Source organism: Streptomyces sp. NPDC051576, from assembly GCF_040681835.1.
Taxonomy (GTDB): domain Bacteria; phylum Actinomycetota; class Actinomycetes; order Streptomycetales; family Streptomycetaceae; genus Streptomyces.
The window spans coordinates 243,648-267,374 of sequence record NZ_JBFAZO010000007.1 but is presented as its reverse complement, the minus strand read 5'-3'; the positions used below and the strand labels follow the sequence as shown (position 1 = coordinate 267,374).

Annotated in this window: 23 protein-coding genes and 2 pseudogenes; 11 read left to right on the top strand and 14 right to left on the bottom strand. The window is 69.7% G+C overall.

Going from position 1 to position 23,727, the window contains the following annotated elements:
- The first annotated feature begins 1 nt into the window (after nucleotide 1).
- The gene (locus tag AB0M63_RS24455; RefSeq protein ID WP_366020872.1) at nucleotides 2-2,545 is read left to right on the top strand and encodes a sensor histidine kinase KdpD; all 2,544 of its coding nucleotides are present in this window, start codon (nucleotides 2-4) and stop codon (nucleotides 2,543-2,545) included.
- A gap of 5 nt (nucleotides 2,546-2,550) precedes the next feature.
- On the opposite strand, the gene AB0M63_RS24450 is transcribed toward AB0M63_RS24455, so the two are convergent.
- Nucleotides 2,551-3,117, bottom strand: coding sequence for a universal stress protein (locus AB0M63_RS24450; protein ID WP_366020871.1), 567 nt, complete (start codon nucleotides 3,115-3,117; stop codon nucleotides 2,551-2,553).
- Nucleotides 3,118-3,392: 275 nt separating this feature from the next.
- Here AB0M63_RS24450 and AB0M63_RS24445 point away from each other — a divergent pair, with 275 nt between their 5' ends.
- From AB0M63_RS24445 to AB0M63_RS24435, 3 genes are all read left to right on the top strand, one after another.
- Nucleotides 3,393-3,725 carry an SAV_915 family protein gene (locus AB0M63_RS24445; RefSeq protein WP_366020870.1) on the top strand — a complete coding sequence of 111 codons (333 nt, stop codon included), beginning with the start codon at nucleotides 3,393-3,395 and terminating at the stop codon, nucleotides 3,723-3,725.
- Nucleotides 3,726-3,738: 13 nt separating this feature from the next.
- Nucleotides 3,739-5,079, top strand: a complete 1,341-nt coding sequence (gene lysA, locus AB0M63_RS24440; protein ID WP_366020869.1) for a diaminopimelate decarboxylase — start codon at nucleotides 3,739-3,741, stop codon at nucleotides 5,077-5,079.
- 365 nt (nucleotides 5,080-5,444) lie between these two features.
- On the top strand, nucleotides 5,445-5,714 hold the full coding sequence (locus AB0M63_RS24435) for a hypothetical protein (RefSeq protein ID WP_366020868.1): 270 nt from the start codon (nucleotides 5,445-5,447) through the stop codon (nucleotides 5,712-5,714).
- Here AB0M63_RS24435 and AB0M63_RS24430 read toward each other — a convergent pair.
- Nucleotides 5,711-5,881, bottom strand: coding sequence for a hypothetical protein (locus AB0M63_RS24430; protein ID WP_366020867.1), 171 nt, complete (start codon nucleotides 5,879-5,881; stop codon nucleotides 5,711-5,713). The genes AB0M63_RS24435 and AB0M63_RS24430 overlap by 4 nt on opposite strands.
- A gap of 122 nt (nucleotides 5,882-6,003) precedes the next feature.
- Between AB0M63_RS24430 and AB0M63_RS24425 the strand changes: the two genes are divergently transcribed.
- Entirely contained in the window at nucleotides 6,004-7,266 is a 1,263-nt protein-coding gene (locus AB0M63_RS24425; protein ID WP_366020866.1) for a hypothetical protein, read from the top strand.
- Nucleotides 7,267-7,535: 269 nt separating this feature from the next.
- Here AB0M63_RS24425 and AB0M63_RS24420 read toward each other — a convergent pair whose 3' ends face one another.
- Both AB0M63_RS24420 and AB0M63_RS24415 read right to left on the bottom strand, forming a co-directional pair.
- On the bottom strand, nucleotides 7,536-7,754 hold the full coding sequence (locus AB0M63_RS24420; RefSeq protein ID WP_366020865.1) for a hypothetical protein: 219 nt from the start codon (nucleotides 7,752-7,754) through the stop codon (nucleotides 7,536-7,538).
- Nucleotides 7,739-8,158: pseudogene (locus tag AB0M63_RS24415) on the bottom strand (RHS repeat-associated core domain-containing protein); the annotation flags it as partial. The pseudogene AB0M63_RS24415 and the gene AB0M63_RS24420, both read right to left, overlap by 16 nt.
- Here AB0M63_RS24415 and AB0M63_RS24410 point away from each other — a divergent pair.
- The 6 genes and pseudogenes from AB0M63_RS24410 (at nucleotide 8,039) to AB0M63_RS24385 (ending at nucleotide 12,702) form a co-directional block, all read left to right on the top strand.
- Nucleotides 8,039-9,112: an IS256 family transposase gene (locus AB0M63_RS24410; protein WP_366021017.1), complete on the top strand. Its 1,074-nt coding sequence runs from the start codon at nucleotides 8,039-8,041 to the stop codon at nucleotides 9,110-9,112. The pseudogene AB0M63_RS24415 and the gene AB0M63_RS24410 sit on opposite strands and share 120 nt — an antisense overlap.
- A 595-nt stretch (nucleotides 9,113-9,707) precedes the next feature.
- Nucleotides 9,708-9,869: pseudogene (locus tag AB0M63_RS24405) on the top strand (pirin family protein); the annotation flags it as partial.
- A 63-nt stretch (nucleotides 9,870-9,932) separates the two neighbouring features.
- Complete coding sequence (locus tag AB0M63_RS24400) at nucleotides 9,933-10,679, top strand: phosphotransferase (RefSeq protein WP_366020864.1); 747 nt, start codon at nucleotides 9,933-9,935, stop codon at nucleotides 10,677-10,679.
- Between the two features lie 137 nt (nucleotides 10,680-10,816).
- Nucleotides 10,817-11,218 carry a hypothetical protein gene (locus AB0M63_RS24395; RefSeq protein WP_355924676.1) on the top strand — a complete coding sequence of 134 codons (402 nt, stop codon included), beginning with the start codon at nucleotides 10,817-10,819 and terminating at the stop codon, nucleotides 11,216-11,218.
- Between the two features lie 59 nt (nucleotides 11,219-11,277).
- Nucleotides 11,278-11,679 (top strand): hypothetical protein, encoded by a 402-nt coding sequence (locus AB0M63_RS24390; RefSeq protein WP_355924674.1) that lies wholly within the window; start codon nucleotides 11,278-11,280, stop codon nucleotides 11,677-11,679.
- 141 nt (nucleotides 11,680-11,820) lie between these two features.
- Nucleotides 11,821-12,702 carry a serine hydrolase gene (locus tag AB0M63_RS24385; protein WP_366020863.1) on the top strand — a complete coding sequence of 294 codons (882 nt, stop codon included), beginning with the start codon at nucleotides 11,821-11,823 and terminating at the stop codon, nucleotides 12,700-12,702.
- 231 nt (nucleotides 12,703-12,933) lie between these two features.
- Here the strand turns inward: AB0M63_RS24385 and AB0M63_RS24380 are convergent, their stop codons facing one another.
- From AB0M63_RS24380 to AB0M63_RS24335, 10 genes are all read right to left on the bottom strand, one after another.
- The gene (locus AB0M63_RS24380; protein ID WP_366020862.1) at nucleotides 12,934-14,241 is read right to left on the bottom strand and encodes an MFS transporter; all 1,308 of its coding nucleotides are present in this window, start codon (nucleotides 14,239-14,241) and stop codon (nucleotides 12,934-12,936) included.
- Nucleotides 14,242-14,341: 100 nt separating this feature from the next.
- Nucleotides 14,342-15,208 carry an ABC transporter permease gene (locus tag AB0M63_RS24375; RefSeq protein WP_355924668.1) on the bottom strand — a complete coding sequence of 289 codons (867 nt, stop codon included), beginning with the start codon at nucleotides 15,206-15,208 and terminating at the stop codon, nucleotides 14,342-14,344.
- Nucleotides 15,209-15,270: 62 nt separating this feature from the next.
- A complete protein-coding gene (locus AB0M63_RS24370; protein ID WP_366020861.1) occupies nucleotides 15,271-16,365 on the bottom strand; it encodes an ABC transporter substrate-binding protein in 1,095 nt (364 codons plus the stop codon).
- Between the two features lie 12 nt (nucleotides 16,366-16,377).
- Entirely contained in the window at nucleotides 16,378-17,970 is a 1,593-nt protein-coding gene (locus AB0M63_RS24365) for a carboxylesterase family protein (protein WP_366020860.1), read from the bottom strand.
- A 52-nt stretch (nucleotides 17,971-18,022) separates the two neighbouring features.
- Nucleotides 18,023-18,727: a GntR family transcriptional regulator gene (locus AB0M63_RS24360; protein WP_355924662.1), complete on the bottom strand. Its 705-nt coding sequence runs from the start codon at nucleotides 18,725-18,727 to the stop codon at nucleotides 18,023-18,025.
- 76 nt (nucleotides 18,728-18,803) lie between these two features.
- Nucleotides 18,804-19,658, bottom strand: coding sequence for an amidohydrolase family protein (locus AB0M63_RS24355; protein WP_355924660.1), 855 nt, complete (start codon nucleotides 19,656-19,658; stop codon nucleotides 18,804-18,806).
- A 39-nt stretch (nucleotides 19,659-19,697) separates the two neighbouring features.
- The gene (locus AB0M63_RS24350; RefSeq protein ID WP_366020859.1) at nucleotides 19,698-20,678 is read right to left on the bottom strand and encodes an ABC transporter substrate-binding protein; all 981 of its coding nucleotides are present in this window, start codon (nucleotides 20,676-20,678) and stop codon (nucleotides 19,698-19,700) included.
- 63 nt (nucleotides 20,679-20,741) lie between these two features.
- Complete coding sequence (locus tag AB0M63_RS24345) at nucleotides 20,742-21,620, bottom strand: hypothetical protein (protein ID WP_366020858.1); 879 nt, start codon at nucleotides 21,618-21,620, stop codon at nucleotides 20,742-20,744.
- 20 nt (nucleotides 21,621-21,640) lie between these two features.
- Entirely contained in the window at nucleotides 21,641-22,792 is a 1,152-nt protein-coding gene (locus AB0M63_RS24340) for a DUF3500 domain-containing protein (protein ID WP_366020857.1), read from the bottom strand.
- A 23-nt stretch (nucleotides 22,793-22,815) separates the two neighbouring features.
- Entirely contained in the window at nucleotides 22,816-23,727 is a 912-nt protein-coding gene (locus AB0M63_RS24335; protein WP_366020856.1) for a hypothetical protein, read from the bottom strand.

Sequence of the window (23,727 nt, the reverse complement as noted above, 5' to 3'; positions counted from 1 at the left end):
CATGGCACGCGGCAAGCTCCGGATCTACCTCGGCGCGGCACCCGGCGTCGGCAAGACCTACGCCATGCTGTCGGAGGCGCACCGCCGTATCGAGCGCGGCACCGACTGCGTGGTCGCCTTCGTGGAGCACCACCACCGGCCGCGCACCGAGGTGATGCTGCATGGCCTGGAACAGATTCCGCGCAGGGAACTGGAGTACCGGGACGGCGTCTTCAGCGAGATGGACGTGGACGCCGTTCTGGCGCGCGGGCCCCAGGTGGCCCTGGTCGACGAACTGGCCCACACGAACATCCCCGGCTCCCGCAACACCAAGCGCTGGCAGGACGTGGAGGAGCTGCTGGCCGCCGGGATCGACGTGATCTCGACGGTCAACATCCAGCACCTGGAGTCGCTGGGCGACATCGTCGAGTCGATCACCGGCGTACGGCAGCGCGAGACCGTGCCCGACGAGGTCGTGCGCCGAGCCGATCAGATCGAGCTGGTCGACATGTCCCCGCAGGCGCTGCGCCGTCGTATGGCGCACGGGAACATCTACAAGTCGGACAAGGTCGACGCGGCGCTGTCGAACTACTTCCGGCCCGGGAACCTCACCGCCCTGCGGGAGTTGGCCCTCCTGTGGGTGGCCGACCGGGTCGACGCCTATCTCACCGAGTACCGCAGCGAGCACCAGGTCTCGACGATCTGGGGTTCGAGGGAGCGGATCGTGGTCGGCCTGACCGGCGGTCCCGAGGGCCGGACCCTGATCCGGCGGGCCGCGCGGCTGGCGGAGAAGGGCGCCGGGGGCGAGGTGCTGGCCGTCTACATCTCGCGCAGCGACGGGCTCACTTCCGCCTCCCCGAAGGAACTGGCCGTCCAGCGCACGCTGGTCGAGGACCTCGGCGGGACCTTCCACCAGGTCGTCGGGGACGACATCCCCGTGGCCCTGCTGGACTTCGCGCGTGGCGTCAATGCCACCCAGATCGTGCTGGGCGTGTCCCGTCGCAGGAGCTGGCAGAACATCTTCGGGCCGGGTGTCGGCGCGACGGTGGCCCGGGACTCCGGTCCCGATCTCGACGTGCACCTGATCACCCACGACGAGGTGGGCAAGGGCCGTGGGCTGCCGGCGGCGCGCGGAGCACGTCTGGGACGCTCCCGGGTCATCTGGGGCTGGGCCGTCGGGGTGCTGGGGCCTCTCCTGCTGACCTGGTTCCTCACCAGCGCAACTCCGGACGTCGGCCTCGCCAACGACATGCTGCTGTTCCTGACGTTGACGGTGGCGGCGGCCCTGCTGGGCGGTCTCTTCCCGGCGCTGGCTTCCGCAGTGGTGGGCTCCCTGCTGTTGAACTGGTTCTTCACGCCGCCCGTGCACACTTTCACCATCGCCGACCCGCAGAACATCGTCGCCATCGCGATCTTCGTCGGCGTCGCCGTGTCGGTGGCCTCGGTGGTGGACCTCGCGGCCCGGCGTACCGAGCAGGCGGCCCGGCTGCGGGCCGAGTCGGAGATCCTGTCCTACCTTGCGGGCAGTGTGCTGCGCGGTGAGACCAGCCTGGAGGCGCTGCTGGAACGGGTCCGCGAGACCTTCGGCATGGAGTCGGTGGCCCTGCTGGAGCGGAACGACGAGACGGCTCCCTGGACCTGCGCCGGCAGTGTGGGGCCCCGGCCCGCCGAACAACCGGAGGACGCCGATGTCGACGTACCGGTCGGCGACCACATGGCCCTGTCCCTGCGCGGCCGGGTGCTGCCGGCCGCCGACCGCCGGGTGCTGGCCGCGTTCGCCGCCCAGGCCGCGGTCGTCCTGGACCGCCAGCGCCTGCAGCGCGAGGCCGACCGCGCCAAGGAACTGGCCGAAGGAAACCGCATCCGTACGGCACTGCTCGCCGCCGTGAGCCACGACCTGCGCACCCCGCTCGCCGGAATCAAGGCCGCCGTGACCTCGCTGCGCTCCGACGACGTCGAGTGGTCGGAGGAGGACCGGACGGAACTGCTCCAGGCCATAGAGGAAGGCGCCGACCGGCTCGACCTCCTGGTCGGCAACCTGCTCGACATGTCCCGTCTCCAGACCGGGACCGTCACCCCCATCATCCGCGAGACCGACCTCGACGAGGTCGTGCCCATGGCGCTTGGCGGGGTGCCCGAGGACAGCGTGGAACTGGACATCCCCGAGACCCTGCCCATGGTCGATGTCGACCGGGGGCTGCTGGAACGGGCCGTCGCCAACGTCGTCGAGAACGCCGTCAAGTACAGCCCGCCCGGCGAAAAGGTCCTGGTGTCGGCGAGCGCCATCGCCGACCGGGTCGAGGTACGGGTGGTCGACCGCGGCCCGGGCGTCCCGGACGAGGCCAAGGACCGCATCTTCGAACCCTTCCAGCGCTACGGCGACTCGCCCCGCGGCGCTGGCGTCGGCCTCGGCCTCGCGGTCGCGCGCGGTTTCATCGAGGCCGTCGGCGGCACCATCCACGCCGAGGACACGCCCGGTGGCGGCCTCACCATGGTGCTCGTCGTACCGACGGCCCCCGAACGGCTCTCGCAGCAGTCGGATCTGCCGGCCGCGACCACGCCCTGAGGCGCTCAGTCGCCGGGCGGCACAGAGTCGAACTCCCGCTCAAGCCGGCCGGTGTCCAGCCGCAGCCGCAGGATGTTCCTGCGGTGCGCCGCCTCCAGCGCGGCCTGCAGCGGGGACGGCGGCACCGCGAGAACGGGGCAGCCGGCGTGGGCGAGGCAGTAGCGGCCGATCGACGGTCGCAGCGCGCGGTGCAGTCGCCCTCGCCGTCCGGCGCCGATCACGATGACGTCGTCCTCCCGGTCGGCGATCCGCACCAGCGCCGGCCCCGGGGCGCCGCGGACGACGAGTGCCTGCCCGGGCAGCCCGGATCCCGCGTCGCCGAACACGTCGCACAGCGCCTTGAGCAGCCTCTCCCGTGCCAGCCGCTCCCACTCCGGGACCAGGACGGCCGCTGCCGGGGACCTGCGGGCCGAGAGCTCCCCGCCGGGCGGTTCCCAGGCGTGCACGGGCCACAGTTCGGCCCCGCGGCGCCGGGCCTCGTCGGCCGCCCGGACAAGTGCGGTGAGACTGCCCGGCGAACCACTCACTCCCACCACGAGACGAGCGGTCGAGGGCACATGGGACTCGGACATAGGAACCTCCTCGGAACGTCTCCATCCCACTCCTGTTCGAAGCCTCCCGAACACCCCTCGCGTCATTCCTTGGCGGCCTTCTGACGGCCCTTCACACGCCCCCTCACCTGCGGCGTCAGCACTTCGTCAAAGTCGTCCCGCCGGACGTCAGCGTCCCGTCAGGGCACGTCCGGGTGTCCGGGACACGGGCATAACGTCGAAGACGAGCCCCGGACCGCCTCCCCGCGTCCGGGGCGTTTCCTGAGCACCCGCTCGCTGCCTCATGGAGGAACCCCATGCCAGATCGTCTCCACGACGACGACCCCGACCCCGCCGATCGATTCCCGGCCGGACTCCTCTACGTCCCGGTCCGGCCGGGCCCCTCCGGGTGTGCGGCCCGGCTCTTCCGCACCCCGCTCGGCGACCGTACGGGCGTCGGCTTCACCTCCGTACGACGACTGACCGCCACGCTCGGCCCCGACCAGGCGTGGATCCGCCTCGCCGAGCTGGCCCTGCGCGCACTGACCGCCCCGCTCGGCGTCACCGTCACGGTGGACCCGCAGTTCTGGGCACCGGCTCCCGCACCGGTCGAGCCCGCCACTCCCGTTCCCGCGCTGCGGATCGCCTGAGAGGGCAGCCACGATGACCACAGTCCACGAACCCGCCGCCACATCCACCGCCACCTCCGCCGAACTGTCGGTGTGGCCCGCCTCGACCACCGAGCCCCAGCGCGGCGACGTCGCTGTGGGCGGCGTACCGCTCGCGGAGATCGCCGACCGGTTCGGCACCCCTGTCTACGTCCTCGACGAGGCCGAGGTCCGCGACCGCTGCCGCACCTACCGGCACGCCTTCCCGGATGCCGAAGTCCTGTACGCGGCCAAGGCGTTTCTGTGCCGGGCCGTGACCCACTGGATCGAAGAGGAGGGGCTCGGCCTCGATGTCTGCTCGACCGGCGAACTGGAACTCGCCGTCACCACCGGCTTCCCGCCGGAGCGGATCACGCTGCACGGCAACGCCAAGTCGCCCCGCGACCTGGACACCGCCCTGCGCCTGGGCGTCGGCCGCATCGTCATCGACAGCCCGTCGGAAATCGCCCGGCTGGCCGCGGCGGTAGGACCCGACGGTCACCAGAAGGTGATGGTCCGGGTCGTGCCCGGCATCAGTGCGGGTGGCCACGCAAAGATCCGCACTGGCACGGACGACCAGAAATTTGGCCTGTCGATCGCCGACGGCTACGCCCAGCACGCCATCGCCCGCATCCTGGGCCAGCCACAGCTCGAACTCACGGGCCTGCACTGCCACTTGGGCTCACAGATCACCAGTGTCAAGCCGTACCTCGCTGCACTACGCCGCATGGTCGGCCTCATGGCCCGGCTGCACGAGCAGCACGGCCTGGTTCTGCCCGAACTCGACCTCGGCGGCGGCCACGGCATCGCCTACCGCCCCGGTGAGGAAGCCCTGGATCTGACGTCACTGGCCCGCGAGGTCCGCACCGAACTCACCGACGCCTGCGCCGCGGCGGGACTCCCCGTCCCCCGGCTGATCATCGAACCGGGACGGGCCATCGTGGGCCCTGCGGGCATCGCTGTGTACCGCGTCCTGTCCGTGAAGCGCTCGGGTGAAACGGTGTTCGTCGCCGTGGACGGTGGCATGAGCGACAATCCGCGTCCGGCCCTCTACGGCGTCCGCTACGCCCCACGCCTGATCGGCAGGCACAGCACCGAGGCCCCAGCCAGCGTGACCGTGGTCGGCCGCCACTGCGAGGCGGGCGACATCGTCGCCGCCGACACCCAACTCCCCGCCGACATCCGCCCCGGCGACCTGCTTGCCGTACCCGTGGCCGGCGCCTACCACCTGTCCATGGCCTCCGGCTACAACCTGGTCGGCTGCCCACCGGTGACGGCCGCACGCGACGGCCTCGCCCGCCTGCTGGTCCGCCGTGAGTCGCTGGAGGACATCCGTAGCCGGGATGTGGGTCTCTAGCCCGTGCGGCGTTCGACTTTCAGACGTTCTCCAACGACGCCAACTCCCGGACGCGCAGCCTTTCCTCACTCACACTGACCGATCCGCCGGGCCTGTGGTTGGCCCGAGCGGTGGATTGGGGCTGAGACCGGGCGATCGGAGATTCGGCGACCGTCGATTCTGAGCCGGCCCGGAGCCCGTGGCGCCGTGTCCTTGGCTTCAGCGGTCAGCGGCATAGTGGAAGCCCGGACAGACAGCCCTTGTCGTTGGGATCGGAGCCCCGTGGACGACGTGGAATTCTCCGAAACCCTGGAGACGGTACTGCGGGACGTCCGGGCGCAGTGCGCGGTGCGGCCTCGCATACGCGTGGCGACAGATACGGGGTCATGCTCCATGCCCCGGACGGCACGGGCCAGGGCCTGATTTCTCCGCTGGGCGGCATCGCCGCGGAGCAGTTGGCGAACCTCGCGGATCAGGTCCAGGAACGGGCGGTAGAGGCGTTGTGGTCTGAGGGCGCACCGGCGGTATGGCCGAGCTGCCCGGCCCACCCGGACACGCATCCGCTGACCGCAACGGTCGTGGCGGGCACAGCGGTGTGGGTGTGCCCGAAGAATGGGGCGACGGTGGCCCGGATCGGGGAGCTGGGGCGCCGTTAGAGATCCTTCGACGTGACGCGCAGGGGGGCCGGCGGAGCCACCGGCAGCTTCGCGCGGAGCAGTGCCCGATATGCCGTCACCGTCTCGGTGTTCACCTCCAGGCGCGAGCCGCCGACTGCTTCGGTGAGGTGCTCGACGTGAGAGGTGCCGACCACGAGACGGCTCACCTCGGGTATCCCGAACGCTACCGCGGCCCCCATTCACTGGTTCGCGCAGGCAGCGAGGTCGCCTCCCGCTCGCACCGCAGGCGATCTGTCGGACTGTCAGTGGTGCTCCTTATGGTGTTGGGATGGCAAATGGGGTGTGGCACACCGGATATGGCATAGAGATCAATCTGTCCCTGCCCGACCTCGGTCACCAGGATCGGCCGGATCTGCTCCAGGAGATCACTGCCAGCGTCACCGACCGCGACCCGCAACTGCTCGAATGTCTCGCGCACCATGACGGACGCGAGTGTCTGTCCGAAGCCGGTGGGAAGTCGCCGTGGATGTTCATCCGCCGAGGCCGCGTCGGAGGCCGCCGACCTCTCGTGGCCTCACACCTGCCGATCACGCACAAGGCGACCCCTGCGGAGAGCGCTCAGCACAAGGCCACGAAGGAGAGGATCGTCGAGACGGCCTCGCGCTGTGGCCTGGATGCCGAAGCCGAGGTGTCCGCGGCCAATCAGCGGACTGTCACCGACGCCCTTGTCACCGGTCCCGGGGGTATACGCATCGGATGGGAGATCCAGTACCACCACATCAGTCCCAGCAGCGTCCATCGCCGGTCTGTCAATGCCGTACAGCACGAGATCACGCCCCTGTGGGTGGCGAAGGACCGTACGGCCTCACTGATCGATCGGGCGCCGTGGGCCCGCGTGGACGACATGCCGTGGAAGGAGATCTCCGATGGCAAGGAGATGGTGATCCGCGGTGGTTACCGCTACCTCCAGGTCTGGAAATGCGTGGCCACTAGTGATCGCCACTGCCTCCTGTCCGGCGGCGCAGGCCACTGCGGTGGGACTCATGCAGACTGGTTCCTGCCCGCGCTGTGCCAGCCCGAGAAGAAGCCGGTCCAGATCGAAGATCTGGTGCTCGCCAGCGCTACGGGAGAGAGCGTCCCTGTTTACGTACCCAATCGCGGCAGTGGCCGGGCCGGCCGGCACATGTGGGTACCGCTCGACGACTGCGAACGGTGGCGGGAGCTGGTCGGGGAAAAGACACCCTTGCCCGTTGCGCCGGAGCCGGAGGAGGACGAGCAGATCACCTTCGCCGAGCAGGAGATCGATCGGACGTGTCATGCAGGTGAAGACGGATGGTTCGTCAGCGACGCCCGGCCCATCCGCGATCTGGGACAACCGACTGGTGGCTACACCCTGCCGCAGATGCCGCTCCGCAGGTCCGTGAAGCCGTCGGTGATCACGTCTGTGGAGCGGGCCGCGGCCTCGGCCGCGCTGGGATGCCCGCCCTGGGAGTTGGGGCTGTGTGACGGCTGTGATCAGATGATGCGTCGGCACGGACGCCATGCCGGCATGTACTGCGCGGTGTGCCGCGCCGAGCTCAACGGCCGATAGCCAGGGACCTGCGCGCCGTCCTGCGGGACCTTGCAGACCTCGAAACGGGCGAGCCGGTCCCGCCCCGGAGAGCCAGTTTGGCGCGGCGCCGAGCTGTTGCTGCCCAGAGACGGACCGTGCCGCTGTCGAGCAGGATCATGGAGCGAGGGTCACAGGACCGCCCCTGCGCGGGCTGGTACCGGTGCACCATGCTTGCCACTCTTCACGAGGACGGCCTCGCTGTTGCGCTACTTCCCATTCGGTAGAGCAACAACGAGGCCATCGTCAATTCAGCGCGATGTACGCCTTCTACGGACGATCAGATACACAGCTCTGGCCGCAATTGAGGCGGCTGCCAGGACGGCGATCGCCTTGATGATCGATCCGATGCCTGAGGTCACGGCGGCTGCAGCCAGCACTACAGCCAGCAGCGCCGATATCCACGGAACGGCCCTGTCCAAGGGGCCGTCGTTGCGAAGCGGATTTTCCACTGTCATCTCCTCGCGCATTTTGCAAAGGACGGGTACGCATACCCAACGAAGTACGAAACGCTCTCTCGGAGGCACTTTCCATAAAGTTCAGCGACGAAGGCCAGGATTGCGTAACCCATGAACGTGTAGTAGATGACGCGTCCGTAGGGGCCGAGTTTCTTCATGCCGCCCAATACTGCTGCAGCGAGGCCCGTCGCGGTGTACAGAATTGTGTTCTGCCTCCGGGAGAGTGTGATGTGGACCGCAGTCCAGCCCCAGCTGACCTTCCAGGTGCCTGCGGGGTCGGCATAGGAAACGGGGCTCTGGCTGGCGTATTCGTAGGAGTTGTCGCTGCCCCCGGGGACCGGGTCGGTCTGAAGGAAGCGTCCCGTGGCGGGGTCGTAGACCCTGACCCCCATGAGGACCGCGTCGGCGGCAGTGGCGGTGGGCCGTTCCTTCCCGCCGAGCCATCCGTAGCGGTCGGTCTCTGTGTCCGTCGGGTGGTCGACAACCTGGTCAAAGCACTCGGTGCGGACTCCGGGATCTCGAAGTCGGAGGTGTCGCGGATCTGCGGCGAACTCGACGAGGAACTCACCGCGTTCAAGGAACGGCCTCTGGACCACACCGTCTTCCCCTACGTCTTCCTGGACGCCACCTACTGCAAGGCGAGGGTCAATCACCGGATCGCCTCGCAGGCCGTGGTTATCGCGACTGGGATCTCCGCGACCGGGCATCGCGAGATTCTCGGACTGATGGTCGGTGACAGCGAGTCAAAGCCGTTCTGGACCAAGTTCCTGCGCAGCCTGCGAGCCCGCGGCCTGGACAACGTCCAGTTGGTCATCTCCGACAGCCACAGTGGTCTGGTGGCCGCGATCCGTACCGTCTTCCTCGGCGCGGCCTGGCAGAGGTGCCGGGTTCACTTCGTCCGGGACGTCTTCTCGGTGATAGAGAGGGGTTCCGGGGAGATGGTCGCCGCCACCATCGGCACCATCTTCGCCCAGACCACCGGCGAGCAGGTCCGCACCCAGCTGAACGTGGTCGCCGACATGCTCGGACGACAGTTCCCGCAGGTCAAGAAGATGCTGCTGGACGCGGCACCAGACATCACCGCGTTCGCCGACTTCCCGCCGTCGCACTGGAAGAAGATCTGGTCGACCAACCCGCTGGAACGGCTGAACCGGGAGATCAAACGGCGGGCCGACGTCGTCCAGGTCTTCCCCAACTCCGCCGCCCTGGACCGGCTCGCCGCCGCCGTCCTGGCCGAACTCCACGACGAATGGCAGGTCTTCGACCGCCGCTACCTCTCCGAAGCCTCCATGGCCGAGCTCCTCACCACCCAACCGACCCCGCCTGAAACACAGATCACTCCGCAACCGGAACCGAAACAGCTGCCGTGACTACACCACCCAGCGGGACATGACCGAGAGTGCGGCATTCAACTCTTCATGGGTCTGACCCCGGATGGTCGACTCCATGGGGTGGCGTGGCGCTGAAAGTTGCCTCCACACCGGATCGCACCGCGAGCTGAGCTGATCGCCAACGGCGAGCACGTCGGAGAGTGAGTGATGAAAGCCGCGCGAGCGTCGGTCCATACCGGACAGGCACCGCACCGTAGTCCTCCCTCCGCGCGTGTGCTCGCGGCAGCCGCATGCCGGGCGGTGTTCGTAGCTTCGTCTTACATGGACGGGCCCAGGGTCGGGCCGGACTACTCCTCCGCTCACTCGCGGCGGAGCCCCTGGGGCCGAGTCGACCGCCACAGAGTAGGCAGGGTCAGAGGGGCCACAACGATGGAGACGGCTGCGCCGATGCCGGCCGCGGCCAGCAGGGTGGTCCAGTCGTGGACCTTGGGTCTGCCGAGGAGTCCGAGGAGTGTCTGAAAGCGGCAAGTCTATTCAAATTGCATCCATGGGTACACGGCTCGGATGCTGACTTTTGCTGACTTCAAGGGACTTACACAGCTCTGACCTGCGGAAACACCGGGCAATGCAATGGTTCTGGAACTGGATCGGCCGCACCCAGGGAGAGATCGTGCGGGCTCGTGAGGACTGGATGACAGGGACGCGGTTCGGTGAGGTGAAGGGCTATGACGGGGACCCGCTGCCGGCCCCCGAACTTCCGCCGGTGGCTCTGAAGCCGCGGGGCAGGGTGCGCTGACCCGCGTCACGCACGCGATAATCCCGGCGACGTCGGCGGTCGTCCCCGGGATACTGGTCGCCCATGGATGAGGTTGAGGTCGTCGTCGCCCATTCCGAGCGCGCGACCCTGCGCGTCGGTGACGTGTTCCTGAAGGTGGACGCCGATCAGGCGCGCATCGACGTCGAAGTGGAGGCGATGGCCCTCGCGCCGGTCCCCACCCCGAAGGTCCTGTGGCACAAACCGCCCGTGCTCGCACTCGCGGCGGTTCAGGGCACGACCCTTGGACGCCTCGGCGGGCCCTCGACCGGGTCGCCGGCGGCATGGGCCGCGGCGGGCGCCGCCATCCGCACACTGCACGACGCGCCTCTGCCGTCCCGGGTCGGCCAGGCCGGCCGGAGCATCGGCGCGCTGACAGCGGAACTCGACGACGAGTGCGAGCTGCTCGTGACGAACGGTGTCCTGCCCGCCGACCTGGTCACCCGCAACCGTCAGGTCGCCCAGGCCGCGCTCCGGCCCTGGACCCCGGCCTTCACCCACGGCGACCTCCAGATCGCGCACGTCTTCGTCGACGGCGACGAGGTCACCGGCATCATCGACTGGTCCGAGGCGGGCCGGGGCGATGCCCTGTACGACCTCGCCACCTTCACCCTCGGACACGAGGAACACCTCGACGACGTCATCGCCGGTTATGGCACCGACGTCGACCTCGACGTGATCCACGCGTGGTGGTCGTTGCGGAGCCTGCTGATAGTCCGCTGGTTGTCCGAGCACGGCTTCGATCCCTTCGCGCCGGGTTGTGAGGTCGACGTACTGAGATCCCGGATGTGAGGGCGCGTCAGCCCCCTGCGCGGCAGTTCAAGTCCCGCGGCCTGTCAACGTTTCGAGTGTCTTCGAAATGCTGGCAGTTGCTCCTGGGCGGCTCCTACGTTGATCCGAGGAATCGACAGAACATCGGGGGAACCACCATGAAGCGTCACGTTCGACGAGCCGCCGTGTTGGCCGGCGCGCTCGCCCTGTCCGGCGTCGCGGTGGGCGCCACCGCCTCCCCGGCCTCGGCCGCGGGCTGGGCCTGTGACCACGACGGGCACACGGTGTGGTGCGCGTCCGTGACCGGCATCTCGGCCGGGTCCTACCTGGCCTCCCACAACGGGCCGTCGTACTCCTCGGGCACGACCGGACACCGCTACTACAACGGCAACACCATGATGTTGGCCTGCTGGACCACGGGCGACGGCGACGCGGACGGTCACGGCGACCACTACTGGTTCGCGCTCGACTCCGACAGCGACAGCGGTTACATCAACGACTGGTACGTGACGACCGGGTCGCCGTCCCAGTGGCAGCCGCACGTACCGCACTGCCTCTGAGCACAGCACCGCGAGCGGCATCCCGCCGACTCGTTCTCGTGAGGAGACAGGAGATCTCAATGCGTCGCGTTCTCATCGTGCTACTGAGCTGTCTGGGACTGGCCGCGCCCGTGGTGGTCACCGCGTCCACGGCCGCGTCCGCCGCACCGGCCCGGGCACCACTTGGTGTGCAGACCGTTGCCTGCAGCTCGGGCTATGTCTGCATCTACAAGGGCGACATCTGGGACGGCGGCACCAACCACCCGAAGGTCTACAACTTCTACCGGTACGGGACGTACAACGTGCAGAACCTCATCGGCGAGTACACCGTGCTCAACTGCCAGACGGGCGGCGCGGGGGCCGAGGGGTTCACGGGATACAACGGAACGGGAAGCGTGGCCTGGAACCTGAGCAGCAACAACTGCGCGGGAGGTCTGTGGACCGACCTCACCTCCACGTACTCCGTGAGGCTGTACGCCTGACCTCGGTCCTCGCCCGAGGGCTGTGGCTATCATCACAAATCATCCAGTTCGGGGCTTTTCGTGGCACCGGTCACTTCGCGGGACCGGTGCCTCGTCTACGTTCGCAGATCCGTGCCCCCGCCCCCGAACTGCCGAGGCCCCATGCCGTACCGCCTGAATCTCCGACCGACCACGCGGAGCGCGCGCACGCCTGGCCGGCGTGCCGGTCTCTGCGCGACGCTTCTCACCGGCTCCGTGGCCACCCTCCTCGCGGTCGGGCCCGTCGGTCCGGCCGCGGCAGCCGTCACCGGGACGTCGGATCCCTCCGTGTCCGGTACCGCGCGGGCGACCGTGCCGAGCGAGGCACGCGTGACGAGCGCCGTGCTGGACCTGGATTACCCCGGCGGGCAGCCGCTGGTGCACGGGAAGAACCTCCCCTACGACACGGCCAGCATCATCAAGGTCGACATCCTCGCCACACTGCTCCTCCAGGCGCAGGACGCCGGACGCGGCCTCACACAGCAGGAGCGCACCCGGACCGAGGCGATGATCGAGCGCAGCGACAACGACGCCGCGACCGCCCTCTGGCGCGAGATAGGCCAGGCGCCCGGTCTGGAGGCGGCCAACAAGCGGCTCGGCCTGTCCTCCACGGTGGGCGGGGACGGCGGCCTGTGGGGACTCACGCGCACCACGGCGACGGACCAGATCCGCCTGCTGCGCGCGGTGTTCGCCGACGGCGGGACCTCGTCCGCACTGACCACCGCGTCCCGGACCTACATCCGTACGTTGATGACCCGGATCGCCACCGACCAGTCATGGGGTGTCTCGGCGGCCTCCGACTCCGGATGGGCGCTCAAGAACGGCTGGCTGCAGCGCAGCACCACCGGCCTGTGGGACATCAACAGCGTCGGAGAGGTCACCTCGGGAACACACCACTACCTCGTCGCGGTCCTCTCCGACGGCAACGCGTCGATGACGGGCGGGATCGCGGCGGTCGAACGCGCGGCCCGTGCGGCGGTCGCCTCGGTGCGGGTGGTCGGCTGACGGCTCGGGTGGCCATGTGGTGCAGGGCCGTGGGTCATGGGTCGGGGTCCGTGTCGCCTGGCCAGAGGCGTCGGTTGTCTGTCGCGGAAGGGCCCGTGGTCACCGGCTTTGACGGCAACGCGTCGATGACGGGCGGGATCGCGGCGGTCGAACGCGCGGCCCGCGTGGCGGTCGCCTCGGTGCGGGTGGTCGACTGACGGCTCGGGTGGCCATGTGGTGCAGGGCCGTGGGTCATGGGTCGCGGTTCGTGTCGCCCGGCCGGAGAGGTCGGTTGTCAGTCGCGGAAGGGCCCAGCGTCACCAGCGCCAGGACGACGAGGCCGATGCCTGCGGCGGCCAGGCCGCCGGTGAGGAATGCGCTGCGCGCGCCCCACGTCGCGCCGACGGCTCCTACGACCGGGGCGCCGACGACCGTGCCGCCCAGCCAGCCGATCGACCAGATCGACAGCACCCGGCCCCGCATCTGCGGTGCGGCTCCCAGCTGCATCAGCGTCTTCGCGGAGGAGTTGAAGGTGATGGAGGCCGAGCCGACGAACACGAGGGCGATCATCGCGAGCGCGAGTGTCGGGGCGAGGGCCGTGGCGCAGATCAGCGCTCCCCAGATGATCGCGGACACGGACAGGGAGCGCGTGCTGAGTCTGTTGCGGCGCACCGCCACGAAGCCGCCCAGGACCGCGCCCGCGCTCATCACGGCCATCGCGGCGCCGTAGCCGGTGGGGCCTGCGTGGAGGGCCGACGTGGTCAGCAGCGGAAGGCTGACCGGGAACTCCCAGGTGAGGATGCCGGTCACGTACACCATGACCATGGGGTAGAGCAGGTCGGGTGTGTGCCGGACGTAGGCGATGGCGGCGCGGATCTGACCCCTCGCGCGTGCCTCGCGTTCCGCCGGATGCATCTCCCCTCTCCGCAGCATGAGCAGGCTCGCGATCACGGCGAGGAACGAGACGGTGTCCAGGGCGAAACAGGGTGTCACCCCCAGCGCGGCGATGACGATTCCGGCGAGGCCAGGGCCGAGGAGCTTGGCGGTGTTGATGAAGGTGGAGTTGATGGCGATCGCGTTGGCCAGGTGCTCGCGGTCGACGAGTTCGCTGATCAGGCTCTGCCGGGCGGGGTTGTCGAAGGTGTTCGTGAAGCCGATCACCAGCATGAGCACGATGAGCAGCGGCAGGGTCATCAAGTGGGCCCAGCTCAGCACGGTGAGGACCGCGGCCTGGACGGCGAAGCAGATCTGAGTTGCCGTGAGGACCGCCCGGGTGTCGTGGCGGTCCACCACCAGTCCGCCCCACACACCGAGCAGCAGGACGGGCAGATACCGGGCGCCGGTCACGATGCCGAGCACGGTCCCGCTGTGCGTCAGTTGCAGGGTCAGCCAGCCTACGGCGATGTTCTGCATCCAGTTGCCGACCACGGACGTGGTCTGCCCCAGCGTGAACAGCCGGTAGTTCCTCGTCCGGAGTGAGACGAAGCCGCTCGGACGCGGAGGTTTTCCGGGAGTCGCGGACGCGGGTGAAGGGGCGGCGTTCGGCCGCGACTTGGTCATGGGGCTGGCTCCGACTCGGACCGTGAGGAGAAACCGGCCGGGGGACCGGGAGTCCACTGGACCCCCGGCTCCGGCACGGCCGCGGAAGAGCGCCTCCTCCTCAGTTGCGCTTGCTGCGCCTCGAACGGCGGTCGCCCAGGCCCAGACGCTTCAGGGCCAGCGTGTCGAGGCCGGTGAGGATTCCGTTGAGGATGAGGGTCATCGCCACCAGGATGATCAGGCCCGCGAACTCGGTCGGGGCGTCGAGGTTGGTGGCCGCGGTGAACAGTTCGTGGCCGATGCCGTCGGTGGAGGCGATGAACTCACCGCCGATGACGCCGAGGATCGCCAGCGGGCCACCCGTCTTGAGCGCCGCGAAGAACGGTGCGGCCAGCGTGGGGAGCGTGACGTAGCTGAGGACGTGGTGCCGGCGTCCACCCATCACCTGCACGATCTCCACGAGTTCGCGTTCCCGCAGCCGTAGGCCCAGATAGACGTTGTAGAAGACCACGAACGCCACACCCGCGGCCGCGATAGTGATCTTCGACATCGGGCCGATGCCGAAGAACAGCAGGAAGAGCGGCGCCAGGGCGATCTTGGGAATGCCGTTGACGGCCGCGATGAGCGGCTCGAAAACGCGGCCGGCGAGAGGCACGGAGCCCAGTACCAGGCCCATCACGGTGCCGATCGCCACACCGATCCCGAAACCGGCCACGATCTCGAAGGCCGTCGTCTTGATGTCGGTCCAGCCGGTCGACGAACCGAGCAGGTCCCACAGGGCGTGCGAGACGTCGGTCGGTTTGCTGACGGCGTACTCCGGCAGGACGGGTCCGCTCATCACCTGCCACAGGACGAGCGTCAGGGCGATCACCACGAGACGCAGGACCACCACCAGCACGGTCTCCCGCCACGCGCTGTCACCGACGTTTCGCGTCCGGGGCGGCTTCACCCCGGTCTTGCTCTCTGCACTGCTGGTAGCAGTCGCCATTGTCTGCTCCTCTCGGTTCGCCGGGTCGGTTCACCCGCCGGTGCGGCGGGCCGTCGGTCGGGTCACGGCAGGTACTTGTTGGTCCAGTCGTCCGCGGTCACCTTGGCTCCTGCGGGAAGCGTCCCGAGGCTGGTGAGGAACGCCATGGTCTTCTTCCAGCCGGCGGCGTCCATCGCGCCGCTGGTGGGCCAGTCGACCTGCTGGAGGCTGGCCTGCACAACGCCGTCCGGCACGCCCTTGAGCGACTTCTGCGCCGCCGTCAGCACCGTCTTGTCGTTGCTGTCCTTGAGGTGGGTGTTCATGTAGGCCGTCGCCTGCTGGACGGCCGTGGCGAACTTCTTGACGACATCGGCGTGTGCGCCGGCGTAGCTCTTCTGGGTGACCACGAGCTGTCCGTAGCCCGCCTGTTCGGCGCCCCACTCCGTCACCTTGAGGGGATCGGCGACCACGACACCGTCCCCGGAGTCCTGGATCTGGAGGGGGATGGGCTCCGAGGTGACGAACCAGTCGATCTGCCCGCTGTTGATGGCGGCCTTGTCCGCGGCCGGGCTCGGCAGCGACACCCACTTGATCTTCTTGTCGGGGTCGACGCCGTACTTGTCGAGGAAGATGCCGGCCTCGGCCTTGGTGTTGGCCGAGCTGGAACCGCCGGTGGAGCCCGCCAGTGCCTTGGCGACCTGTGCGGCGGGGGTCTTCGCGGTCAGCTTGTGTTCACTGGCGAACTTCTTGCTGACCACGAGACCCAGCGGGTTGCCCAGACCGTCGGTGGAGACCGCGAGCTGCGGAAGGCCCTTGGCGAGAGCGGACACGAACGCGGTGGGGCTGCTGTCGTAGAACTGCACCGAACCCGACTGGAGTGCCGAGGGGCCGGTGGCCGCGGTCAGCGTCACGAACTTCAGCTTCAGGCCCTGCTTGCGGAAGTAGCCGTTGGCGTCGGCGACTTGGAGCGGGGTGTCGAAGATGCTGCCGCCGCCACCGACCGTGACCTGGACGAGTCCGTCCGAGGTCGTGGTGGTGCCGGAACCGCTGCCGCAGGCGGTGAGCAGCGCCGGGGCGAGCACCGCGGCCGAGCCGAGGGCGAGAAGCCTGCGGCTCCTGCCGGAACGCGGCCCTGCTGCTCTGCGTGCCGCGGGGGTGATGAGGGTGTCGTGCGTCATAGCGATCTCCTGTCACCAAGCTTGCTGAGTAAGGAAGAAGCGTTTCCAGAAGTCGAGCCGGGGCGGATCCGCGAGTTGGATCGGGCCGAAGCCCGCGCCGACCTCCATGACGGCCGGGGTGTCGGGCGACCAGGCGGGCCAGTGGGGCAGGCCGGGGCCGTTGGGGTTGCCGGTGGCGGCGAAGTTGGCCCAGTAGCCGCTCATCGTCCGCGCGATGTGGCGGTCCTCGTCGGTCCACTCGGTGTGCGGACCGTGGGGACCGCCCCACACGAAGTCGATCTCCGAGCCGTGCGAGGCGCCACGAGCGCCCGCTCCCGCCGGAGCGGGATAGGTCCAGGAGTAGGTGTAGAGCGGCTGTCCCGCGCCGACGGACCAGTCTCTCGCCCACAGCCAGGTGGAGATCCGCGCGTTGTCCCGTACGGCGGCGCAGTGGGCGTGTGCCGCTTCGTCGTCGGTGTCCGCCGGGTAGAGCCGGAGGAATTCGTCGGCCATCGCCCCGAACTTCACCCGCGAGGCATCGATGAAGTCCCTCCGCGTCAGGTGGACCGGCGGGGCACCCGGTCGCCACGACCTCCTGCCGAGGGCGCGGTACTCGGCGAAGGCGTTCGCGGGCACCGCCCCGCCTTCGTGGAGGTTGTTCCCGGCCAGGTAACCGACGTCGTTCTGCAGTCCCGCCGCGTAGGTCTCCGCGTAGCCGGCCGGCAGGACCCGGCCGTCGACGACCGGGCGGAACAGCGGCGGCTTGGCAGGGCCGCCCGTCTCGACGGCGCTGTCGACGGCGGAGGCGTCCCCTTCGACCAGCCGCTGCCAGGGCAGTGACCGTAGCTGTCGCAGGGTCGGTGCTCCGCGCTCCGCCGCGTAACGGGCACCGGCGGCCTCGGCGTCGGACAGGGTGCGGTAGGACGTGCCCAGGTACCGCAGTTCGGGGTCACGGGAATGGCGGGCGTGGCTCTGTGCGACGGCCCGGTGGAAGAGGCCCTTGGCGAGCGGGGACATGCTCAGGAAGTTCACCGAGCCGGCGCCCGCCGACTGCCCGGCGATCGTGACCCGGTCGGGATCGCCGCCGAAGTCCGCGATGTTGCGCCGGACCCACTCCAGCACCGCGATCTGGTCGAGCAGACCGTAGTTGCCGGAGGCGTGGTGTCCCGATTCGGCGCTGAGTTCCGGTGTGGCCAGGAAGCCGAAGGCACCGAGCCGGTAGTTGAAGGTGACGACCACGACGCCCTTGCGGGCCAGGGCCTCACCGTCGTAGCGGGGACCGGCGCCCGTTCCTACCCGGAAGCCGCCGCCGTGGATCCAGACGAGTACCGGACGCGGTGGCTCGTCCCGGGAAGCCGCTCCGGTCCAGATGTTGAGGCGCAGACAGTCCTCGCTCATCGGCAGGTCGACGCCGTTCAGTTCGGAGCCCGGCACCTGCGGGCAGACGGGGCCGAACCTGATGGCCTGGTGCACCCCGGTCCAGGGCACCGGGGGCTGGGGCGGCCGCCACCTGAGGTCGCCGACCGGAGGGGCCGCGTAGGGGATACCGCGGAAGACGGTGGTCGACCGGTCCCGTCCCGGTATGCCACCGACCAGCCCCGCTTCGGTCTTCACCGGCTGGCGCATGGTCTTCCTCTCTGGTCGGGGGGTTTCGGCAGGTCGGGGGCGGGCGGCACGCTCAGCCGTCCACGGCCGAAGCGGTGCGTTCCTGCTCGGCCTGGAGCAGCAGCGCCCGCCGGGCGGAGGCGACATGGTGGAGCATCGAGGCGACGGCCGCCGGGGGATTGCGCGTGACGATGGCCAGGAGGATGGCCTGGTGCTCCTCCAGCGATCCGGTGCGCGGATGCGGGGCGGACAGGTTGCGGTACTGGCGCATCACCAGGGGGTACAGCAGGGTGTCGTAGGCCCGCGCCAGGGTGTGCTGGTGCGCGGCCTCCTTCACCTGCTGGTGGAAGCGCCGGTTTCCGCGGGAGTAACCCGTCGCGTCACCCCGGGACTTGCAGTCCTCCATCGCCTCCAGCGTGGCGCGCAGTTCGCGGACCTCCTCCTCGGTGGCCCGCTCCGCCGCTTTGCCCGCCAGGGCGGACTCCAGCGTCTCGCGGGCCTCCAGGATGTCCGCGGCCTCCTCCACCGAGAAACTCCGGGTGCGCACCCCGCGGTTGACCTCGCTGGTGACGTAGCCCTCCTGGGTCAGCCGCACCAGGACCGCCCGCATGGTGCTGCGCGAGACGCTGAACATCCGGGTCAGATCGGCCTCGGTGAGCCGGGCGCCCGGTTCGACGCTGCCCGAGAGCAGCAGCGAGCGCAGCCCTTCGTAGGCCTGGCTCTGCCGGGTCAGTAACGTCCGGCCCGCGTCGTCGTCGAAGCCGTTGGAATCCACCATGATCACCCTGTAGGTCTGGTTTTTCGGAGGGGTATGTCGGCCGGTGCGGGGCCGGACCCGGACCGCGGTCGGACGGTCACGCGCGGACGAGTCCCGGGTACAGCCGTCGGGCCGTGCCCGCGAAGATCTCCCGGCGGTCCCGCTCCGGCAGTTCGGACAGGACGTCCTCGGCGAGCGCGCGGAGTTCCGGCAGGGACTGCTCGGCCGCCGGCAGGTTCGACCCCCAGGCGATCCGCCCCGCGCCGAACGCCTCGACGACCGGCCCGAGGAAGTCGCCCGCCTGGTCACCGGCGTCCCGCAGCCGCTCCAGGTTGCGGTGGGTGAGCTTGAGGTGCAGGCCCGGGTGGACACCGAGCCGCGCGACCTCGGCACCGGCGCGCGCGGGCGAGTCGGCGATGTCCGGGTAGCCGATGTGGTCGAGGAGCACCTTCACGCCCGGGAACCGCTCCAGCAGTTCGACCAGTTGCCCGGTGGCCGCGCCGAGGCGCATCTGGAGGCAGACGGGCAGGCCCAGTTCGCCGGCCTGTTCCCAGAAGGGGAAGGTCTCCGGGGCGACGAACCACTCGCCCTGCGTGGGCACGGTGCTGCCGCTGGTGAACAGCCGCACCCCGGCCAGGCCGTCGTCGCCGGCCGCGGCCTTGAGGGAGTCGGCGGCGTCCGGTCGCAGCGGGTCCACGGTGCCGACGGCGACGAAGCGCTCCGGCCGGTGCCGGCTGCTGTCGAGGACGTAGGAGTTGTCGTAGCCGTAGTTGGTGGTGGCCTGGACGAGGACGGCCTGGGCTATCCCGGCCTCGTCCATGCGGCTGACCATGCCCTCGGCGTTCACGGGCCGGGTCGCGGCCCACTCCGACTGCTTGCCCCCGATCGGTGCCTTGGGGTAGCGGGTCCGGTCCTCGGAGATGATGTGGCAGTGTGCGTCGACGATGTCCACTTCGGGTGCTCCCTTGGTCTTCGGTGTGTGCGGGCCGGCTCAGGCGTCCGGGTAGTCGCCCGCGGCGAACAGCGAGGGCAGGTCGGTGGGGAAGCCGGGGTCGAGCAGCCCCTGGTCCTTGGCGAACCGCACCATCGCATCGAGGCTCGACCTGTTGGCCCCGATGCCGTACGGCACGGGGTCGCCGCCGATCTGCTGTCCCTGGCGGGCCAGTCGGGGCGTCGCCTCCCAGCCGGGCCGGGCGGCGAGGTGGCGGCGCTTGCTCTCCGCGAACGCCGCGTACAGCGTGGTCGCCAACTCCGGGTCGCGTTCAACGAGTTCGGAGCGGAGCGCGATCAGCGAGTGCAGCGGATAGACGCCGGTGCGCAGGTAGTGGTCCACGGCGAGCGTGCCGGCCTCGGGGAAGAGCGGGTAGGGGCCCTCGTCGGCCGCCGGGGTCTCGGGCGCGGCCGTCCAGCCGGCCCGGGGTGCGCCCGCCCGTCCGGTCCCGGCGTTGCCGGTCAGCGCGGCGTCGATCTCCCCGGCGCGCAGCAGCTCGCCCAGCGAACGGCCGTCGGTGACGCGTTCGACGTTGGCGGGGACCCGGCCCTCGATGTGGTCGTCGTCGTCGACCACCCAGGTGATCTTGTCGATGTCCACGCCGTACTCCTCGCGCAGCACGCCGCGCACCCACACGCCGGTGCTGACCGAGTAGGCCCGCACACCGACCCGGCGTCCCTCCAGATCCCGCGGGACCCGGATGCCGGAGTCGGCGGCGCACTGAACGTCGCCGTGGTGGAAGCGCCGGTTGAGGAACACCGGGACCGCCGTGAGGGGGATGCCTTCCTGGCGGGCCATCAGGTAGGAGACCGGGGCGAGTTCGCAGACGTCGAACTCCAGGTCCCGGATCATCCTCCGGTAGGCGCCGATGACCGGTGTGACCTCCACCGGCTCGACGAGGTACCCGTCGACGGTCACGTCACCGTCCAACAGGGGCTGGGCGTGCGGGTAGTCGCCAAGAACCACTGTGAGCTTGTCCATTGCTGTGTCCTCTTGGTCCTCTTGCTCGTATGTCGTGGGGGAGGAGCGTCCGTGCCGCGGTCGTCAGCCGCCGAGCCGGGACGGCGGCACGCCGAGCGCCGAGCAGGTCCGCTCGACGAGTTCGTCGTAGTCCACCGCCCGTGGCAGGACGTCCTGTTCGAGGGCGTAGGCGGCGGCCTTGGTGAACGCGCCGCGCAGCGCCTCGAAGCCCACGGGGTGCAGGGGGACCGGGCCGCCGTCCTCCTTGGCGGTGAGCACCGACCGCATGGCCTCGTAGGCGGCGAGGACGGCGGGGGCGTGCTGTGCGGCCGCCGCCTCGGAGATGCCGACGACGTGGTTGACCGGGATGAACCCCTGGTCCCTCGACCACTGTTCGGCGACCTGGTGGGCGTTGTCGACGGCGGTGCGGACACGGTCGTCGGAGGGCAGTTCGTTGCCCATGATCCCGAAGTCGACGCGGCCTTCGAGGAAGTCCGCCGGCAGCTTCGTGCCCGCCGGGGCCCGCCGCACCCAGGACGGGTCCTCGGCACCTTCCACGTGATGCCCCTCGTACGTCGTCCAGTCGGCCTTGCGCAGATCGATGCCGTACTGCTCGGTGAGGAAGCCGCGGACCCACACGCCGGTGGTCTGGCTCCAGGCGCGCACCCCGACGCTGTGTCCCTCCACGTCGGCGACCGAGAGCCTGCCGAGGGTCACCAGCGTCTGGTGCTGGTGACGTCCGAGGGTGGTGAGGGGCAGCAGCAGTACGGGTTTGCCGTGGGCGACGGCCTGGAGGACGGTCACGATCGCCAGTTCGCACAGGTCCACGTCGGACGCGTTCACGAAACCGCGTGAGGCCTTGTGCACTGGCTTGATGTCGATCCGCTCCGGCTGCGCGCCCGCTTCGCGGGCCGCCGCCAGCGCGGCTGCCGCGAGATCCTCACGGCCGAGCACCAGCTTCATGTCTCTCTCCTCTTGCATGGTCACGACCTGTGGTGGCGCTCGTGATGTCGGCGCAGCAGGTCGATGCCGAAGTCGTTGCCGTTGGGGGTGCGGACGACGGTGTGGATGTGCCGCCGCGAGGGGTAGTCGTTGTCGAAGAGCACTCCGGGCATGTGCTCGAACTCGACGAGGATCACGGGGCTGTGGAAGCGGTAGTAGAAGGTGCCGTCGGGGTCGCCGACCCAGGCGAAGCGGGTGTCGCCCTCGTGCGCCCGGACCTCCTCCATGCGGACCCTGGCGTGCGGGTCGCCGGCCCGGTTCACGTAGAGCCCCAGCAGGCGAAGCGCCGTCTCCCGCTGGCCGGGCGTCATCTCGCCCAGCGGCAGCCCCTGGTGGTCGAGGTCGAGGTTGTCCCGGAAGGCACCGGCGAACAGTTCCGCCGGCAGGGTGTCCGCGATGACGGCCCGCTCCCGCCGGCCGCCGTCGAGCTGGGTGAACAGTTCGTGTCCCAGGGCCTCCTCACCACGGAAGGCCACGGTCCCGGCGTACTTGCCGGATCCGGCGACGACCGGTTCGGCGCCCAGGAAGGAGGGGGTCAGGACCATCTGGTCCCCGACGAACACGCAGTTGATGTTGACGTGGTGCCCGTCGAGCTGCCAGCCCCACGGGCCGCCGTTCTCCGGCTCGCCGTACAGGGAGAACCAGTACAGCCACTCGTTGAGCCCGTCCGTGTTGTCGCTCAGCTCACCGATGGTGAGATTGAGGTGCATCAGGTCGGTCATCTGGCGGAATCCGTCCGCGCTGAGGCTCTCGCGGACGACGGTCAGCGCCCGCTCGCGCTGCGCGTCGTCGAAGTCCTCCAGCAACAGGCCGTGGCGCAGGAAGTAGCGTGCGCCGTTGTTCCAGTGGCGCCAGCTCACGTCGTCCATCGCGAACCGGCCCTCGGCGAGCTGCTTCTGCGTGAGTCCGGCCAGGTAGTCCTCGGCCGCCCGGTAGACGGGGCGGACGTCCGCGCCGGTGTCGCGCAGCGCGAACAGTCCCGACCGGATGCCGTCCGGGGTGGCGATTCCGCGGAAGGGCTCGTTCGCGGCCTTCACCCGCCAGGCGACCTTGTCGAGCAGGTCGGGTGTCCATGTCGTCGGCTTGCGCGTGGGCGGGTTGCCCCGCTTGCGCAGCCCTACCGGCTCTCGCACCGCTGCTCCTCTCTGTGTGTTCCTCAGCGGGTGAGGAAGGCCGTCTTCTTCTCGATCGCCTCGACATCGACCGGTTCGGCGACGAGGTGCTGCTCCAGGGCGTACCGTCCGGCGATCTCCAGGCAGGCGGTCAGTGCCGGAGTCCATCCGGCGGTGACCGCACGTCCGGCGGGGGAGTCGTCCCGCTCGCCCGCGGTGTCCGCGATGGTCCGCTCCAAAGCGCGGTAGAAGGCCAGGACGGCATCCGCGCGGTCGCGCAGGACGTCGTCGCGCACCACCAGCAGATGGTTCGCCGGGATCGTCCCGTGCCGCTCGGTCCACGCCCGCCCGGCGCCCTCGGCGTCCGCCACGAGCGGGACAAGTCCCGCGCCCTGGCCGCCGATCGCCTTCGGGCCGAGCACCGCCGCGCTCACGTCGTGGGAGCGCAGCAGGTCCGCGACCCGCTCGGCCGTCGACCGTTCCACGTTCGGGGGGTTGACGTACTGGGCGACATGGACGTCCTCGGTGGTCACCCAGGTGACGTCCGAGGACTTCACCCCGTACTCCTCCTGAAGCCAGCCGCGCACCCACAGACCGGTGGTCTGGCCGTACGCCCGTACCCCCACCCGCCGGCCCACGAGGTCCCCGGGGTCCAGCTCCGGGCCTTCGGGCAGCCGGGTCAGGGACCGGTGATGGGTACTGCCCACCAGCACCACCGGCAGCAGCGTCAGCGGGATGCCGGCGTCACGGGCCTGGAGGTAGGTGGCCGTCGGCATCTCGCAGATGTCGTAGGCCAGTTCGCGGACCATCCGGGCGAAGGCCGGGGGGAGCGGGGAGGACTCCGGGTACCGGCACTCCACCCCGTCCACGGCGACGGTCCCGTCCTTCAGGGGCCGGGTGTGCGGGTAGTTGCCGAGCAGTACGTTCAGCGGTGGCGTCGAGGGTGCCGCGTTCAT